13 protein-coding genes and 1 pseudogene are annotated in these 16571 nt (G+C 57.0%); 3 read left to right on the forward strand and 11 right to left on the reverse strand.

Annotated features, from left to right (window positions below; translation table 11 throughout):
- Positions 1-68 precede the first annotated feature (68 nt).
- From WNZ14_RS21310 to WNZ14_RS21330, 5 genes and pseudogenes are all read right to left on the reverse strand, one after another.
- Positions 69-1031: a tyrosine-type recombinase/integrase gene (locus tag WNZ14_RS21310; protein ID WP_342870707.1), complete on the reverse strand. Its 963-nt coding sequence runs from the start codon at positions 1029-1031 to the stop codon at positions 69-71.
- A 145-nt stretch (positions 1032-1176) separates the two neighbouring features.
- Positions 1177-1692 (reverse strand): hypothetical protein, encoded by a 516-nt coding sequence (locus tag WNZ14_RS21315; protein WP_342870708.1) that lies wholly within the window; start codon positions 1690-1692, stop codon positions 1177-1179.
- Between the two features lie 357 nt (positions 1693-2049).
- A pseudogene (locus WNZ14_RS21320) lies at positions 2050-2195 on the reverse strand (IS3 family transposase); the annotation flags it as partial.
- Complete coding sequence (locus WNZ14_RS21325; RefSeq protein WP_342870709.1) at positions 2194-3066, reverse strand: DUF5681 domain-containing protein; 873 nt, start codon at positions 3064-3066, stop codon at positions 2194-2196. The gene WNZ14_RS21325 and the pseudogene WNZ14_RS21320, both read right to left, overlap by 2 nt.
- The gene (locus WNZ14_RS21330; RefSeq protein WP_342870710.1) at positions 3066-4502 is read right to left on the reverse strand and encodes a DNA methyltransferase; all 1437 of its coding nucleotides are present in this window, start codon (positions 4500-4502) and stop codon (positions 3066-3068) included. The genes WNZ14_RS21325 and WNZ14_RS21330 overlap by 1 nt, the downstream gene beginning before the upstream one ends.
- A 1214-nt stretch (positions 4503-5716) precedes the next feature.
- On the opposite strand from WNZ14_RS21330, the gene WNZ14_RS21335 reads away from it, so the two are divergent.
- A complete protein-coding gene (locus tag WNZ14_RS21335) occupies positions 5717-6022 on the forward strand; it encodes a hypothetical protein (protein WP_342870711.1) in 306 nt (101 codons plus the stop codon).
- A gap of 286 nt (positions 6023-6308) precedes the next feature.
- On the opposite strand, the gene WNZ14_RS21340 is transcribed toward WNZ14_RS21335, so the two are convergent.
- Together WNZ14_RS21340 and WNZ14_RS21345 are read right to left on the reverse strand one after the other, a co-directional pair.
- Complete coding sequence (locus WNZ14_RS21340; RefSeq protein WP_342870712.1) at positions 6309-7202, reverse strand: alpha/beta hydrolase; 894 nt, start codon at positions 7200-7202, stop codon at positions 6309-6311.
- Positions 7203-7412: 210 nt separating this feature from the next.
- Positions 7413-8438 carry a helix-turn-helix domain-containing protein gene (locus WNZ14_RS21345; RefSeq protein ID WP_342870713.1) on the reverse strand — a complete coding sequence of 342 codons (1026 nt, stop codon included), beginning with the start codon at positions 8436-8438 and terminating at the stop codon, positions 7413-7415.
- Between the two features lie 60 nt (positions 8439-8498).
- Here WNZ14_RS21345 and WNZ14_RS21350 point away from each other — a divergent pair, with 60 nt between their 5' ends.
- On the forward strand, positions 8499-9224 hold the full coding sequence (locus tag WNZ14_RS21350) for an alpha/beta hydrolase (RefSeq protein WP_342870714.1): 726 nt from the start codon (positions 8499-8501) through the stop codon (positions 9222-9224).
- A 186-nt stretch (positions 9225-9410) separates the two neighbouring features.
- On the opposite strand, the gene WNZ14_RS21355 is transcribed toward WNZ14_RS21350, so the two are convergent.
- The 3 genes from WNZ14_RS21355 to WNZ14_RS21365 form a co-directional block, all read right to left on the reverse strand.
- Positions 9411-11066 (reverse strand): sensor histidine kinase, encoded by a 1656-nt coding sequence (locus WNZ14_RS21355; protein ID WP_342870715.1) that lies wholly within the window; start codon positions 11064-11066, stop codon positions 9411-9413.
- A 343-nt stretch (positions 11067-11409) separates the two neighbouring features.
- Complete coding sequence (locus WNZ14_RS21360; protein WP_342870716.1) at positions 11410-12645, reverse strand: GGDEF domain-containing protein; 1236 nt, start codon at positions 12643-12645, stop codon at positions 11410-11412.
- Positions 12646-13405: 760 nt separating this feature from the next.
- Positions 13406-14299, reverse strand: a complete 894-nt coding sequence (locus WNZ14_RS21365) for an NAD(P)-dependent oxidoreductase (RefSeq protein ID WP_342870717.1) — start codon at positions 14297-14299, stop codon at positions 13406-13408.
- A 209-nt stretch (positions 14300-14508) separates the two neighbouring features.
- On the opposite strand from WNZ14_RS21365, the gene WNZ14_RS21370 reads away from it, so the two are divergent.
- On the forward strand, positions 14509-15480 hold the full coding sequence (locus tag WNZ14_RS21370; RefSeq protein WP_342870718.1) for an aldo/keto reductase: 972 nt from the start codon (positions 14509-14511) through the stop codon (positions 15478-15480).
- Between the two features lie 71 nt (positions 15481-15551).
- On the opposite strand, the gene WNZ14_RS21375 is transcribed toward WNZ14_RS21370, so the two are convergent.
- On the reverse strand, positions 15552-16529 hold the full coding sequence (locus WNZ14_RS21375) for a zinc-binding dehydrogenase (RefSeq protein WP_342870719.1): 978 nt from the start codon (positions 16527-16529) through the stop codon (positions 15552-15554).
- Between the last annotated feature and the right edge of the window lie 42 nt (positions 16530-16571).

A 16571-nucleotide genomic window follows, 5' to 3' on the forward strand; every position in this document is an offset into this window, starting at 1 on the left:
TGCAGAAAATCAAGTTCGCCGTCCCGGTTTACGAACTCCAACCCGTCTATTGTATCCATAATTCCAAGTTATGTGAACTTGGATAGCAATTTTCCGAGGGGATCAGAGGTATTGATTGCTTGCATGAGGGCGTTATCAGACACACGGGTATATATCTCAGTCGTCGCAATGCTGCTGTGGCCGAGAAGACGTTGAACGAAACGAATGTCGACCCCCTCTTCAATCAGAAAAGTTGCAGCTGAATGCCGGAACCGGTGAGGGGTTATCCGCGTGTCGAGTTTGCATTCCCCCGACAGGATTCTCAGTCTTCGTCTCAGAGCCTGCTCGCTGAGGCGCCGGAGATGTTGATTTAGCAGTAGGTAGTCACCGTCATGAGGGTTTTGGGACGCTTCCAATTTTATCCATTGTAACTCGGCGCGCAGATCGGGATTGCCGACATAAACATTGCGCTCCCGGTTACCCTTGCCCTGGATTCGAATGCGGCATCCGTCGTTAGAGATGCTGGGAAGCTTGATGCGAGTTAGCTCGCCAACCCGAACTCCTGTCGAAACCATGAGTTTGATGGCAAGAACGGTGGTACGTGCTTCAGCACGAAGGCGCTCGGTTCCCATTGCGGCTCGGGCACCATCGAACCTATCCATATCCCTTCGATACGCGAGCAAGGTGCGAACATCGACCCGATCCACAGGCCTCGGGAGGCGCTTGGGCGGCCTTAGATCCAGCTCCAGACCCACGAACGGATCGTCATTGGTTTTTTGCTGCTTCTGAAGCCATTTGCAATAAGCTCGTAGCGTCACCATCCGCCGCCGGATTGTCGATTGCTGGTGACGGCGGGTCTCGCGCAAATAGTTGAGATAGGCGACAACAAGAAGGTCGTTTAATTTCGTATCCCTCTGATACTCATGTCGGAAGCGAATGAAACAATCGATATCCTGCTCGTAGGCGGCAAGCGAGTTGGGGCTTAGGTTCCTAATGCCTCTGCAATGCTGCAGGTAGTTGTTCTTTTCGAAATCTAGAATTTCCGCGGTCATGCTGCTTCCCCCTAATGAATGGGGCATTGCTATATGCTTGTTATTAATGGTTTATGGCGAAGATCGGGTAGAGGTGCTTCGGAAAATATGACAGCAAGCATACGTGAAAAGTCATACGCCCACCTGTCCATCTGATTGCGCTAGCTCAAGAAAGAAAAGCGTACTTCATAGCTCGAACTGTCCGGATCTGGCCTGGTTCACAATCTGCTATCTCCAATTTGTATTTCGCTAGACGGTCGGCAACTGCGGCAATTGCCACGCCTGCATCCGGATCATTCATTCTCAAACCATATGCGGTCACGATTTCCTGCGCACGATCAAGGCCGGTTCGGTAGCCGTGGTCAAATAGGACACGATGTGAGAGCACGGTCGTTCCACAATGAGTCCGCATATCCAGGCTGAGCTGATCTTCTTTTGCACTGGCTTGCCTGCGTTTCGCAGAGTGCTCCGCCCTAAGGTGCCATAGTTCAGCGGCGATTTGATCCGCCGTCATGAGTACCGCTGAAATGGCTGAGTTTCTTTCCGGCCTTGCGATAGCATAGACCTCTATCGTGTGCTGGACATCGCGAAGTGCAAGGCGGTAACCGCGAAGGGTGACATAAACGACATCTTGTACCTGTCTATTTGGCTTTGAGCATTTTCTATTCCGGTAATCCTGCACCTGATCGCGAGCCGATTTTTGCGTGCAATTGCGTCGTCTTTGCGTCTCCTACAAGTGTTTCGCCGTCGAGCTTCATCGTCGCTCGCAGGCTGCAAAGGTCTGTAGGATGGACGTGCAACTAAACGGTGATACAGGCCCGCAGCACTCAAGGTTCCTCTCACGCGGCCGGTTCGCGAATTCTGGCCGCAATAGCTTGTGCTGTGACGAGCGTACCAGTTGTGATCTCATGGAAAAGGTCAGTGCATTGAGCGCTCAGACGCTCAATAGTGTCTGGGTTCTGCGATTGGGGGCCATCCAGCCACGCGTCTTCTGGTGGCCCTTTGCCGGTTTACCGCGATCGAGGTTAGGCTAATCCCACTATGCTTCAAAGCCAATAGGGCTGAGATAGCCTAGGTCGAGTGGCGGCGCTTCCGGTTATAGTAGCGTTCGATGTAATCGAACACATCCGCTCTGGCGTCATTGCTATCATTCCTCGTGCGATAAACCGGCAGCCGGCCGGTCTTACCGCCGCAGCATCTCGCTCAACCTCTCCGCGATGTCTCGTTCGCTGCTGAGCGTGCCCGCCTTCATCTGGTCAAGCACATCGTTGATGACACGCATTGTGCGCTCAATCCGAGGACCGGCTTTGCACCAGGGCGGCAGGGTTGCGCCTCGGGGCTTTGGCTGGCCAATAGCTGCCCAGGCGAGCCTTGTTGTCTTGAGCAGTTGGCGCTTGTTCAGGCGCTGGTAACGCATGATCTCCAGCACCATTCCCGTGGCTGACAGCTGAAAGCGCTCCGGCAGGTTGTTGTTGAGCAAGTTCGCGAAGACCTGTGAGGTGCTGCCCGCTGTTTCCTCGGCTGGCGCGTCTGCATCTTCCAGCAGCGGAGCTTCAGACAGTCGCTCGTCGAGCACTGACTGCATCAGTAATATGTCTCGCATCGTGACCCGGCGCCGAATGGATTTCAACTCATCCACGTCGACCGGACCCTTCAAGGACCAGCCTTTGTCTTCATCAATGACAATGTCGTCCGGGTGAGGGACAACCCATATCGGGTGAGCTCCTTTGTGAACCGCCTGCTCGAGGCGTTGTTGCAGCTGCTGCTTGATCCGTTTGCCCTCTGCCACTTCGTCCCGGATCAGCGCCTGATTAAGCGCCTGAGCGTCATTGATGTTGCGCAGCACGTGGCCCAGCGCATGCGGCGAGCCATTGGTTGCGACCTGGAACAGCTTACGAATGACGGCTTCTTCAAGTGTTGCTTCCTGGGCGTGGCCGTCGCTGCGAAGTGTGATCGTCCGGTTGGCCTCCTTGAGCAGGGATTTCTGGAACCGCGTCAGTTCCCGGTTCTCGCTCTTGTTCGGGCCGCCGGGGCGGTCTCCATTTTTTCGTGCCATCACCGACCTCCTTCTGTCGCCGCAACCATGGCGTTGTGGGAGACCGCCCCCCCAGGGGCACAGGTCGCCGTGGAGCCGTGACCAGAAATCGGGGCAGAGCCATTATCACTGCCGTGCGCGTCCTTCCGTTCGATGGCCACTTGCCCAAACGATGTTCCGCTCCCTGCCAGCCGCGCCGGTTCTCCGGTGACTCGCTCGAACCGTCGAATAATGGTGTCGCAATAGAGCGGATCAATCTCGATCAGACGGGCCACTCGACCGCACTGATCGGCGGCGATCAGTGTTGAGCCTGATCCGCCGAACACGTCGAGCACGACATCGCCGCGCTTCGAGCAATCGCGTATTGCATCCGCAATCAGGGCCACCGGTTTGACGGTCGGATGCATCGCCAGTTCTTCATCCCGATTGGCTCCGAGAGAACTGATGCCCGGATAGTCCCAGACATTTGTGCGGTAGCGACCCGTATCCCCCAGACCAAAATTGTTGATGTGGGGCGCATCTCCCTTCTTGAACACAAACACCAGTTCGTGCTTGGACCGATAGAACGATCCCATGCCGCCATTGGTCTTGTTCCAGACGCAGAGGTTCTTCAATTCATCAAAAACCGCATAGCCGGCATCCAGCACCTCGCGCATGTGGCGCCAGTCCATGCATACATAGGCAATGGCGCCATCCTTGAGCTGAGAAGATGCGGCTCCCAGGGACTCCTTGAGAAAAGCCGTAAACGAACTTTCGTCCATCTCGCCTGAGGCCAGGGCAAACTCGCGGTGCTTGATCCGGCCCAATCCGCTGACATGACCATCTATCGGCACATTGTAAGGCGGGTCGGTGAACAGCAGTGTGGCCGGCTTTCCATCACACAGGCGCGCGACATCCTCAGTTGATCGGGCATCTCCGCACAGAAGGCGATGCGGCCCGAGGTGCCAGAGGTCTCCTGCTCGCGTCACGCCAGGTCCTGATCCCCCTGGTTCAATCTGATCCAGGACATTGTCCGGTTTCGAAGAAGCTGTTTGCTCGCCGCCAATGGTCAGATCAATTTCGATTGTGGAAAAGCCCAAACCCTCGATATCGAACTCCAGTTCCATAAGGCCCTGCATTTCGATCGCCAGCAGATCGCGGTCCCAACCGGCATTCTCCGCTAGCTTGTTGTCGGCCAGGATGTAGGCGCGGACTTCATCCCGCGACAAATGTGAGAGCTTGCGAACCGGAACTTCCATCATTCCGATTAGCTTTGCCGCCTCGACGCGGCCGTGACCGGCAATGATCGTATTGTCATCTGCAATCAGAACCGGATTGCAAAACCCGAAGCGCCTTATGCTTTCGGCAATCTGCCGGACCTGCTTCTTCGAGTGCGTTCGGGCATTGTTGGCATAGGGCACGAGGCTGTCGATCGCGCGGGTTTGTTCAAGGCATGCGTCATCGCTTGGCGGATGCATCTGCATTCTCCATTTTCTCCGCCACACGGCGGATGAGGTGTTCGGGATTCTGGCTACGCTGGAACTGGGTGAACAATACCGGAACGTGACCTGACGCTGCAACGGGGTGTTATGCAGAAAGCAAAACTGTTTTCCCCACGCCCAGCTCCCCAATGGCGCTTGAAACAAACGGCCGCCCACGGGCTTTGAAGCCGGTTCGAAAACGATTTATTTTGCGGTGAAGAGTTTTGGACTGAATTGCGCCTAATCGAAATAGAATATTTTTCCAATTCTGCGTCTCTATCTCACAATTATTAGAACGCGGGATGCCGCATCGGGTTCGAGTTCGGGACCGAGACCTGCAGATCAACCATTGTTCCAGATAAGAAGCCGCGTTTTCAAAACGGGGATTCGCGGAGCAGCAAAGCTGCTCCATTCAACTGCAATAACGCGGGAAATCCGGGCTCCCATTGCGATTGCGATCCCGGGAAGTGCCAGACTAATCCCGCCAGCCACGATGCGATCCCACATAACAGCAATCGGATCCCACGTAGCGACAATCCGATCCCACACAACGGCAATTTCATCCCGCGTAGCTGCAAAGATGTCGCCGTGAATTCCCGCTCTACAGTACACAAACGCCGGTTTCCGACTCCAAAAGTTCACACCACATACCCAGGCCGCTCATGGGCATGACTTAGCAAGTCATTGAATTATAGCTTGTTTCGAGGCCTTCTCAACCTCGCGACGTCACGGATATTCTCCATTTCCGCCGTATGCCATCAGAGACCGGTTCGCCGAATAAAAAATGCACCACCAAATTTTTCCATCGTCACAACAGGCCGGATTCAACCACCACAAGTCTGGACTTGTCGCCACATAAGTGCGGATTCTATTGGAGACTACGGCTTTATGTTGAATTACCGCAGTCTGGAGATGAATAGCTGGATGCTTGCAGTGACTGCTTCTTGGCTCCGTTGAGCCTTTCTCTCGATAGTGTGTGGACTAAAAGGGCTGTGAGTGCCTGTGCGAGAGAAGTGAATAAAGGTATCAAGCGGGCGGGAAGCGGACTTGCGGTAGCTTACGCAAACTCATTGAAGTAATGGTGTGGAAGATTAAATTTGTCGACGCCACCAAACTCGACCCAACGCGACATGATTAATATGTTCGGGGCCACGTAAAATCCCAGATGATTGCCTTTTCAGGAAATGCTGCCTTATTGGAGAATGAATAGAATGGGGAAGTATTATTCAGAGGAAGACATCGAGCTTTTTATAGGGGAATGGCGCAAGCAGTTTCCGGAGGGGTTTGAAGAAGCGCTCTCAATCTTGCGCGAGGGTCACGGATTTAGCGACGATGAATTCGAACCAATCCAGAACAAGGCGTTCCGGGAAATACACCAGGTGGCGAAAGTGTTGCCGTTCTTCGCGACTTACAGAGAGAAAAATGGCGGGGGTGCCCAAAGCGATTTAATTTGGGACGTATATCAGCGCTTATTTAAGCTTGTTTCCCTAAAGCGAATATCTGGTGAATCCAAATAGTAGCGGGCCTGTTCATGAGCTGACGGTGTTGTCGACACCGGACTCATGTGGCGACCTGACTTCTGAATCCGCATTTATGTAGCGAGGAGTCCGAGAACCAAATAAGGCAAGCACCCAACTAGCCAATAAAATCAACGAATCAGAATCCGCCCTGATGCGGCGACGAACAAAATTTTTCCATCGCCGTATCAGTCCGATACGGTCTGGAGCCTGCCACGCGCGCTCCTTGTAGTGCCATGCCTGATGATGGCACGGGTCATGGCAACGACCAAGTGCGAACGGCGGGCTACTTGAACAGACCCGCGATTTCGAGCGCTGCGGCGCGACCAATCTTGGTGGGCAGGATCGGGTAGACGTGGATTGCACCCGGCTGCTCCACATATGTCACATCCACCCCTGCAGCTCTTGCCTTCTCGGCAAAGAGGCGGGTGTCGGGGGAGGTGATGTCGCGGGTGCCGGTATAGATCGACAGCGGTCCGAGTTGTCCGAGATCAGACAGGAGCGGGCTGACCAGCGGGTCGGTTGCCGGGAGATCCTTGCGCCAAATCTCGGCCGCACGCTTTGAGCCAGGCTGGGCCAGCCAGGGGTCGGTGGCCTCGACCTTGGCGATGTCAGGATTGGAAAATGTCAGATCCAGTGCCGGGGAAATCAGCACCGTTCGGGCCAATGGCGCAACGCCGCGGTCGCGCAACAGCAAAGCCGCCGAAGCAACGATTTGTCCGCCAGCGGAATCGCCCATGGCCGAGACATTGTCAGCCCCGTGGGTACTGATCAGATCTTCCAGCATTTCGGCAAACCGGGGTACGACGATATCGGCAGTGCCGATTGGCGCCAGCGGATAGATCGGCACAATCACCGTCGCGCCGCCCTGTTCCGCAACGGTCGCGCACAGGCCCCATTGCAACGGGTGAATCTCGTTGATCCAGGCGCCGCCATGGGCATAGACCACGTGATGTCCCGAGGCCCGTCCACGTGGCGTGATCTGGTACACCGGCCAGCCGCTGTCATAGGACACGGAAATGGTCACGCGGCGCTCAAGCTTCTTTGACGGGCCGAACGCGGGCGGGCGGATCATGCGATTTGCGACCAGCTTGTCGACTTCACCCGCATCTGAAAAGAGACGTTTTGATCCTCGTGCTGCCAGCAGTACTCTTACAAGCAGGTTTCCAATGTCGGGCATCGTCGTGTCCTTGTCCAAGATTTCCCGAATCAGCCGGGAGTTGGCTGGAGTGTGCTCATTCTGCCATGCTGAACAAGGGCACCAGCAACAAGAGCAGGACGCCGAGACAGGTTGGGCGCATTGGCGATGCTCGCCGTCCAGAGACATAAGTTGGTGGTTTACGAGGGGCGCGGCCGGATCCTGGATAGGGCGAGGCAGGGCGTTTTTCCGCTACCTTCTGCGCCATTCCCCCGGTGTCATGCCGTAGCGGTTGCGGAAGGCGCGGTGGAAATGGGAGGGGTCGGAGAATCCTGTCTGGGCGGCAATTGTTGCTGTCGGCAGGTGGGCGGAGCCGGAATGGCGCAGCATTCGCGTCGCGGTGGTGAGCCGTTCATGGATGAGGAATGTGCCGAAACTGTCTTCATCGGTTTGAAACAGGCGGTGGATGTAGCGTTCGGAGAGACCGGTCTCGCGGGCGCAGGCGGCGACCGAATAGCCCGGCGTGGTGCAGCGGGCGCGGATGATGCGTTTGACCCTGAGCAATTGGGCCGTGCAGCGAACGCTGTCTCTTTCGTTGGCAAGGGCATTGGCGCCAGCATCGTTTTGCGCGCTGGACTGCCCGCCCGTCAGGTTCAGCAGGGAAACGATCAGGGATTGAAGGGCCACCACATCGGCGTGGTTTCCGGCGGCGGTGGTGTCGACCAGCGTCTGCATGGCTTCCGTGATCAGCCGTCCATAGACCGGGTGGCGGGACAAAAGCTGCGGCGTCTTCCCTGGTTGATCCCCACCGGTCGTGCCGATGCTATCCTTGGGCAGCATCAGAGAGGCAACCTGCAATCGCGGGAAATTATCATGGTGCAGGTTGAAGTTCCGGGAGCTGTCGAACAGGCCAACCTCACCGGGCAGGAGCATGATGTCGGTGCCGTTCTGGGTGATCCGGCAATCGCCCGCGAGCTGGATATTGAGGTAGTAGCAATCCTCGGTGGAGGCGGCGATCTCGGCCCGTCCCCGTTGCACATGATGGGATTGGGCGGAGACCAGGTTCAGCGTGCTGGCGCCGATGCCGTAAGCGTAGTGCGTCGCCTGAAAGCCGTGTCTGAGCGAGCGATCAAGTTCTGGCCGAAGCGGCATGAAAGCAGAGCAGATGCCTTCGTGATAATAGTCGAAGGCCTCGCCCGGATCGACTTCCGTGGTGCGCCAGATACGCGGTCCGGTCACCTGTGCAGCTTCAGACAACGTCTGTTCACCCTGATCCATTGTTCAGAATTTCCCGCCTCGGTAGCGTTTTGATCTTAACGTCAACAGGAGGATTTGAAAATGGCGACCTATGTACTTGTTCATGGTGCGTGGCACACCGGAGAGCTGTTTGAGGATGTGGCCGCACCGATACGGGCCGAGGGCCACACGGTGCATTGCCCGACGCTTGCGGGCAATGGCCCGGGAGATCCGCGCACGATCGGGCTTGATGCGGCAATTGCTTCGCTTGCGGGCTATCTTGAGGACAATGATCTTTCGGAGGTTGTCCTGCTCGGCCATTCCTATGGCGGCATGGTGATTACCGGCACTGCCGACCGGGTGCCCGCGCGCATTCGCCGGCTTGTCTACTGGAACGCCTTCGTGCCCAACAATGGCGAATGCCTCAACGACATGGTGCCGCCGCATTATGTCGCTCTGTTCGACGCGGTCAGTTCGGGCACTACTGACAACAGTGTGATGCTGCCATTCCCGATCTGGCGTGAGGCGTTCATGAATGACGCCAGCCTTGAGCAAGCCGAGGTGGCGTTCAACAAACTCAATGCGCACCCCTACGCGACATTTACCGATGCGATCTCGCTGTCGAAAAACCCGGCCGAGATGGAAATTGCCAAATCCTACATCAACTGCACCGAAGACACGGCGTTGCCGCAAAGCCTCGGCTGGCATCCGCGCCTGTCGGAAAAGCTCGGCCTGTTCAGACTGGTGCAGTTGCCCGGCAGCCATGAACTCTGCTTCACAGATCCTGCGGCGCTGGCTGCGGCGATCATGAAAGCTGGCCGCGACTGAGGGATTCGGGCTCTTGCACGACGGTGTTGAGCGGGGGGAGTCGCGCTACACAGCCATAGGTGCTCGCTCTGTCGGGCGTCAACGAAGCCCGGCGTTGAAACTGACCGCGTGCGTGCAAAAGCACGCGGTCAAACTCCGTTCAGGCCTCTGGGCAGGGCACTTGCGTGGACCGTTTACGTGGACCACTTACTCAGGCGAACGGTTGAGAACGGAAACCGGGGCGACAAGGGTCCAGACCAGTCCTTCCGGGTGGTAATCGATCTCGGTCTTGCCGTTTGTTGATGCACTGAGGTGGCGATCGAGAATCTCTGTGCCAAAACTGCTCTTTTTGGGCGGGACAACCTGAGGTCCACCGGTTTCACGCCAGATGATCCGCAGCTGGTCCCCGGTTTCGCTCGGCAGAATGTCCCATTTCACCTCAACGATGCCGGTTTCCACGCCGAGCGCACCATATTTCGAGGCGTTGGTCGCCAGTTCATGGAAGGCCATGCCGAGGTTCTGAACCGCGTCGGAGCCGAGATGAAATTCGATGCCACTCATCCTGATATTGCTGCCGATGGTTCCAAATTTCTCAAGCTGGCTTCTGACGAGACTGTCCAATGTCACGGTCTTCCAGTTGCCGCTTGTCAGCAGGTCGATCGACTGTCCCAGCCCCGCGATCCGATTGCCGGTCACGGCCACAAGTTCCTTGGGTGACTGGACGTGTTTGGCGCTCTGCCGAACTATCGCCAGCACGATGGAGATCAGGTTCTTGGTCCTGTGGGCAAGCTCGCGCATGACGATGGTCAGCTGCTCTTCCTTGAGGCTGCGATCATAGGACGCGTTGGACAGTGCCCTGGCGATGACATCGAGTTCCCGAATGCGGGTTGTGGTTGGCGACACAATGCGGCCGGCGCCAAGTTCCTTGGCCATGCGAGAGATGTTCCTGACATCGCGTTGCAGTAGCCTTGACGCGACCATCACCACGAGGATGCAGACGCTGAGCAGCACCATTGTTCCGAATATCAGGAACTGCCATGTCTTCAGGATTGAAGCCTGCGCCGAGGCGAGGGGGCCCCATACAACGACCTTCCAGCTGGTGCCGTTGATGGGCGAGTAAGCCAGCACTTCCTCCTCGGGAGACTGAAAGTGCTTTATCTGCGACACTCCCCAAAACTCCGACGAGTCCACGCCCTCGGGCAGTACGTCCCCGCTGTTGCTGATGACCGACGTGTTTCCCTTGGCATCAAGCGCATTTTTCTTGCTGTCGACTATGATGGCCATCCAGCCATCGGATAGCTGCATTTCCGAAATGGCGGCGGCCACTTTTTCGACGTTCATGGTGATGAGCAGAACACGGGCCTTGGGCGACGCGGAGACATCCAGCGGCTTGATGACATTGAAAACCCACTTGCCGCTGGTCTTGCCCACGAAGAACTCGGATACCACAGGCAGACCGGTTTTCAGGGCCTTTTCAAAGCCATCGCGGTCGGAGATCGCTCCAAGGTCGGTGCCGTAATCGACACGCGTATTGAGCAACTGCTTTGCATTGTCATCGACGAGGATGACAAACTGGCCGGAATTGCGGAGCGCAAATTCGCTGCGGCGATGAAATGTCTCGAGATCGCCATTTGCCAGTTCCTCGGTAGAAGACAGCAGATTGACCGTGGTGATCATGCTTTGGATCACCGGTTCGATGGCGCGGGAAATGCTTTGTGCGGAACGCAGGGTTCGACGGTCCACCGCCTCCGCCTCGCTTGTCTGCAATTGCAGAGCGAGAAACCAGAGAAACACGCAGAAAGGCACGATGATGGCGAGCATCGCGGCAACGAGATATGTTGAAATGGAGTAGCGTCGGACCATCGAAAACCCTTGAGTAAAACCCTTGAGTAAAACTCTTTAGAAATTTAGCCCCTAGCGCGGCGCCTACATACACCACCGGTTAATGCTCGGTATACAACATATGTTAAGAACCGCGCCCCGATATGCCTGCTTTCCGGGCTTTCACGCGTGTCCAAAAGTTATGGTGCCCGCGCAACCCGTTACCGCAAGTACGCGGTCCATGCTGGCTGAGTGCGAGAGACCTGCACTTGCTGGTACAATGGCAGGCGTTCTTCAAGTCAAAGAAAGTTAAGTCGCCTGATGCGGTTCATGCGCAATAAGCGCTGTGCTAATCTCTTGAAAATGTTAGCTTTTTTCTTGCCGGTCAAGGCTGATGTGCGGTGCCGAAGGGCAGGACATTGACCTCTGTCTCAGTTTGTGTCGCATGGACACAGACCCTGTTTCGGCCCTGTTTCTTGGCTTTGTAAAGGGCTGCGTCCGCTGCTGCGATTATTGCGTCATGGGTTGGCTGCGAGCTCGCATCGCAGGAGACCAGGCCAATGCTTACTGTCTGGCGAGGTGGAGAGTTGGGGAGGGTGTCCAGATCGGTGAGCCAAACCGCGACGCGAACGCCTTCCGCCGTGATTTTGGCCTGTGCCAGGGTCTGGCCCGGCAAGATCACGACGAACTCCTCACCACCATATCGGGCGACGAGACTGCCGCTAACGGATATTGTGGCACTGATCGCCTTGGAAAGCTGTTGCAGGCACTCATCGCCGGACTGATGGCCATAGGTGTCATTGAACGATTTGAAGTGATCTACGTCGATCATCATCAGCGAGATCGGGGACCCATCCCGTTGAGCGGCTGCAAGGCTCTCGTCGAGGCAAAGGTCGAACTTGCGGCGGTTGGCCAGGCCGGTCAGCGAGTCCTCGTATGCCTTGGTCGCAAGCGCATCATTGGCGATCCTCAAGAGTTCGTTCTTCTCGGTGATTTCCTTTAGAAGCCGGTCGGTAGTCTGTTCTGCTTGCAACTGCCGGACCCGGTTCTTGACCATCTTCATGATGAAGGATGCGAGAAAGTAAAAGTACAGGGGGAACGCAGGGGCAAGGATATAATTGCCATCTGCCAGGGCTGCGGTGCCCATCATGCCCATAATGCACGCTATGTAGATGAAGGCGGTGCCTGGCATCATGTAGGCCCGGCCGGCGGCACCTTGCACGATCGCGCAGGCAACACCGATTATGATGATCTGCGTGGTCAGGGAGGTGTCGTAAAACAATATTGCCCCGGACAGGCCAAAGCCGAAGCTTGACTGCACCGCGCCGATCACGAAAAGACGGGTCCACTTCGGATCCAGTGGTCCCGGGCCGCGAACAACGAAGCGCCGTTCGATCACGATTCGGAACAACAGGCACACCAAGGCAATCAGCGTTGCCAAAGCCCCGGCCCAAACTGCTCCGGTCATGCAAGCACTCAAGCCAGCCAGAGCGACCCCGATAGTGGCTGTGACATGCGGCTTTGCGTTGTAGAGTTCGCGTAGAGCGTCTTCGATCTGTTGTTCGGACGCAATCTCGCTGCCGACAATTTCGAACGGATTCCACATGGAAAGGAAACGCATCATTTCTTCCTGTTCGGTGCGTTTGAACTGCTTACAAGCCGTTCAGATTGCAGCAGAATTTTGAGCGTCCACCGCTTTGGCAAGCATAGTACAAGGCACTGGTAAACAATGCATGAGCCGCCTTCATTTTGTGGCAGCGTGTCCTGCACGAGACGACTCGAACCAACAGATTTGCCGTAGCTCGCAGGACTGGTGTCTGTTCCCGGTCGGCTCGCAGGTGGCGTCAATTGACATTGGCAGGCGAACCGATGAGGGCTGATCATTTGTGCAATAGTCTTTTCTAATATACTCTCAACAAGAGAATATTTGCCTGCTGGTAAGGAGGAGCCTGATCGTGCAAAATTCACAATCAAATGCAAAGTCCGATGCTGCAAATACAGAAGTGGAGGTCGACCGTTCACGTCTCGTTTTGCTTGGTGCGCTCGTCGCCACTACAGTTGCTGTAGTTGGGTGTTCAAGTGGGCGGTCTGGCCGAGTGAATGGCGTCGGTGCGGGCTACGGTGACTAAGTTGACACTTTAGTTTTGCAGGACAGCGCAAGCGCCATCTGGTGTCGGAAATTCAATTGGCTCGGCAACACGCCTTCAAGAGCCAAGCATCCAATGGGCGGCAAGAAGAGGCCCGCCTATTGCAACGACTCGTAGCCATGCCAAAGACGAGCAGCGCTGGAAGCGGGCTCCATTCAACTGAAAGATCACCAAGAGTGAGCTTGCATGCGAAGGGATTTACACCGGCCGCCTGAAATCCCGCTCCGTCTACAATCAGTTTATCCCGTTGGCCTTGGCCACGTAGTCGGCGAGATGCGGCAGGTAGTCTTCGGGGCCATTGCCGCCGGTGTTTACGGCATGGGCAAAGGCGTTCTTGATGGCGCTGGTCATCGGGGTTGCCACGGTGGCGGCGTTGGCCATGGATTCGACGTAGCGGATGTCCTTGTAGGCGTTGTTGATGGTGAACTTGTGAGACTCGCGGTTGCCCTCCAGCGCATAGCCCATGAAGGTCTGGTAGAAACCGCAATCCATGCGCCCGCCACGGATCACCTTGTCGAACTCGGCAATCGGAATGCCGACCTTCTGTGACATCGCCAGAGCTTCGGAATAGATCGCCGCGTAGCCGAGCGAGATGAAGTTGTTGAGCAGCTTCATCCGGTGGCCGTCGCCGACGCCGCCGATGTGCACGATCTTGCCGGCCCAGGTGGAGATCACCGGCTCGATGCGGGCAAACACGGCTTCAGTGGCACCGACCATACAGTCGAGTGTGCCTTCCCAAGCCTCCTTCGGAGTGCGGCTGAGCGGCGCGTCGGCGAAATCGACCCCGATGTCGGCGAGCTCTGCGGCCAGGCGTTCGGTCACGGTAGGATCGGATGTCGAACAATCGACAATCACGCTGCCCTGCTTCAGGTTCGGCTTCAGGGCTGCGACTGCGGCTGCGACTTCGGGTGAGCCGGTGAGGCACAGGAAGATGACGGAGCAGCTGCTCGCCATCTCTTGCATGGACTTCGCTTCGGTGGCGCCGCGGGTTACCAGATCATCGACCGGAGCGCGGTTGCGGTGGGCGATCACGGTGAGCGGATAGCCCTTTTCGACAATGTTCCTGGCCATGCCGTGCCCCATCAGGCCAACGCCGATAAAGCCTGTTTTTTCCGTTGTCTGCGTCATGTCCAGCCTCCCAAGCATAAATGTAAGACGCAGCTAACGATAAAAGCGCGTCTGTCTGTCTTGCGATCTTTGCAGCTTGCCAGGGTGCACGCAAGGCGTCAGGGCGTTTGCGGTTGCCCGTGGTGGTCTGACTTGAGGTGGCGATTGGCTGGTTTCAGCGCTATAGCTCTGCGCGGAAACGGCATTGCGCTTGAAGGAGAGAACTGGCGATGAACTACAAGCAGCTTGGGCAAACCGGGATCCAGGTCTCGCAACTGTGCTTTGGCACCATGTCGTTTGGCGGGGATGCCGATGCGGCCGAGTCGGGCCGGATGTTTGCCGCCTGCCGTGACGCGGGCATAAATTTCTTCGATTGCGCCAATGTCTATTCAGACGGAGCGGCCGAAACCATTCTAGGGGAGTTGATCAAGGGCACACGCGACGAGCTGGTGATCACGTCGAAATGCTTCGGGCCGATGGGCGATGACATCAATGCGCGTGGCGGCAGCCGGCGCAACATCCTCCAATCGGTGGATGCCAGCCTCAAGCGGCTCGGCACCGACCGGCTCGACATCCTGTTCATGCATCACTGGGACAAGAATGTGCCGCTTGAGGAAACACTGCGCGCGCTCGAGACGCTCGTTGCCAGCGGCAAGGTGCTCCATCTCGGCGCCAGCAATTACGCGGCCTGGCAGATCGCCAAGGGGCTCGGGATTTCTCAGAAGAATGGCTGGCCGCGGTTTGACGTGATCCAGCCGATGTATTCGCTGATCAAGCGGCAGGCCGAAGTCGAGATCTTCCCGCTGGCAATGGCGGAGAAACTTGGCGTGATCAGCTATTCTGCGGTTGCGGCAGGTCTGTTGAGCGGGAAGTACGGCCGGGGCACCCGGCCTGACGTGGGGCGTGTGGTCAGCAATGACAAATACGCAAGCCGCTACCGGGAGGACTGGTTTCTTGATGTTGCCGAGCAGTTCACCAGCCTGGCGGAAGAACTGGGGTTGCACCCGGTCTCGCTTGCCGTTGCCTGGGCCGGTGCTCATCCGGCAGTAACGAGCCCGATCTTCGGTGCGCGCAACGTCGCGCAATTGCAGCCGTCGCTGGCTTCGATCGAGATCGAAATGACGCCTGAATTGCATTCAAGGATTGCAGCGCTGTCACGCACCCCACCGCCCGCAACGGACAGACTGGAAGAGCAGCGCTAGCCCGATTGCCAAATGAAATGGCCCACGCCGGATTTGCTCCAGCGCGGGCCTGTTTGTCACACCAGTCCGGATCAGGGACGGATGAGAATCTTGCCTGACTTGCCGGGTGTCAGTGAGGCCTTCACCGCATCAGTCACTTTGTCGAGGCTGAATTCACCGCCTGAGGGCAGCTTCAGCTTGCCATGGGCTGCGAGCGTGACCAGTTCTGTGATCAGGCGGACTTTTTCGTCCGGTGCCATCTCGCTGGAAACGCGCGAGCCCCAGAAGCCCTTGACGGTGAGGTGGTTGGTGATCATCGAGCCGGCGCGCAGTTCGAGCGGCACGCCGGTGGCAGTGCCGAACACAACCAGAAGGCCGTTGAGGCCAAGCAGGTCGGCGATGTCAGCGACGATCGGACCACCGACGGAATCGATTGCGGCCTGGGCGCCATTGTCGCCAATGATTTCGCGGGCGCGCTTCTGCCAGCCGTCCTGATCGGTTGAGAGCACATTTTCCATGCCCAGCGCTTCGAGTTCGGCAACGGCTTCAGTGCGGCGCACCAGATTGACGGTCTTGATGCCGCGGGCACGTGCGAGATCAGCAAAGATCTTGCCGACAGCGCCATTTGCAGCAGTTTGTATGACAGTGTCGCCTTCCTTGACGTGTAGGAATTCGAGAAGCGAAATGGCGCTGAACGGCATGGCGACAAGCTGTGAAGCGGCCTCGTCGGCGATCACATCGGGAAGCGGCAGGACGCCAGCGGCGGGGGCGGTAAGGTATTCGGCCCAGGTGCCGATCTTGCCTGCGTTGACGACGCGCTTGCCGATCATTGCGGCATCGACGCCTTCGCCGACGGCCTCAATGGTGCCTACTGCCTCTGAACCGCCGAGAGCGGGGAGCTCGGGTTTGTAGCCATAGGTGCCGCGAATGGTCCAGAGGTCGTGATTGTGAATCGGCGACAGGATGGTGCGGATAAGGACTTCGCCGGCTTTTGGTTCGGGACGGGCGACGTCCTTGACGACGAGGACTTCGGCAGGTTCGCCAAATTTTGTGTAAGTTGCAGCTTTCATAGTGGTATCCTTTGGTGTGTCTGCGATGCGCAGGATTCGAAG

The sequence above is a fragment of the Hoeflea sp. AS60 genome (genome assembly GCF_038900115.1).
GTDB lineage: Bacteria > Pseudomonadota > Alphaproteobacteria > Rhizobiales > Rhizobiaceae > Hoeflea.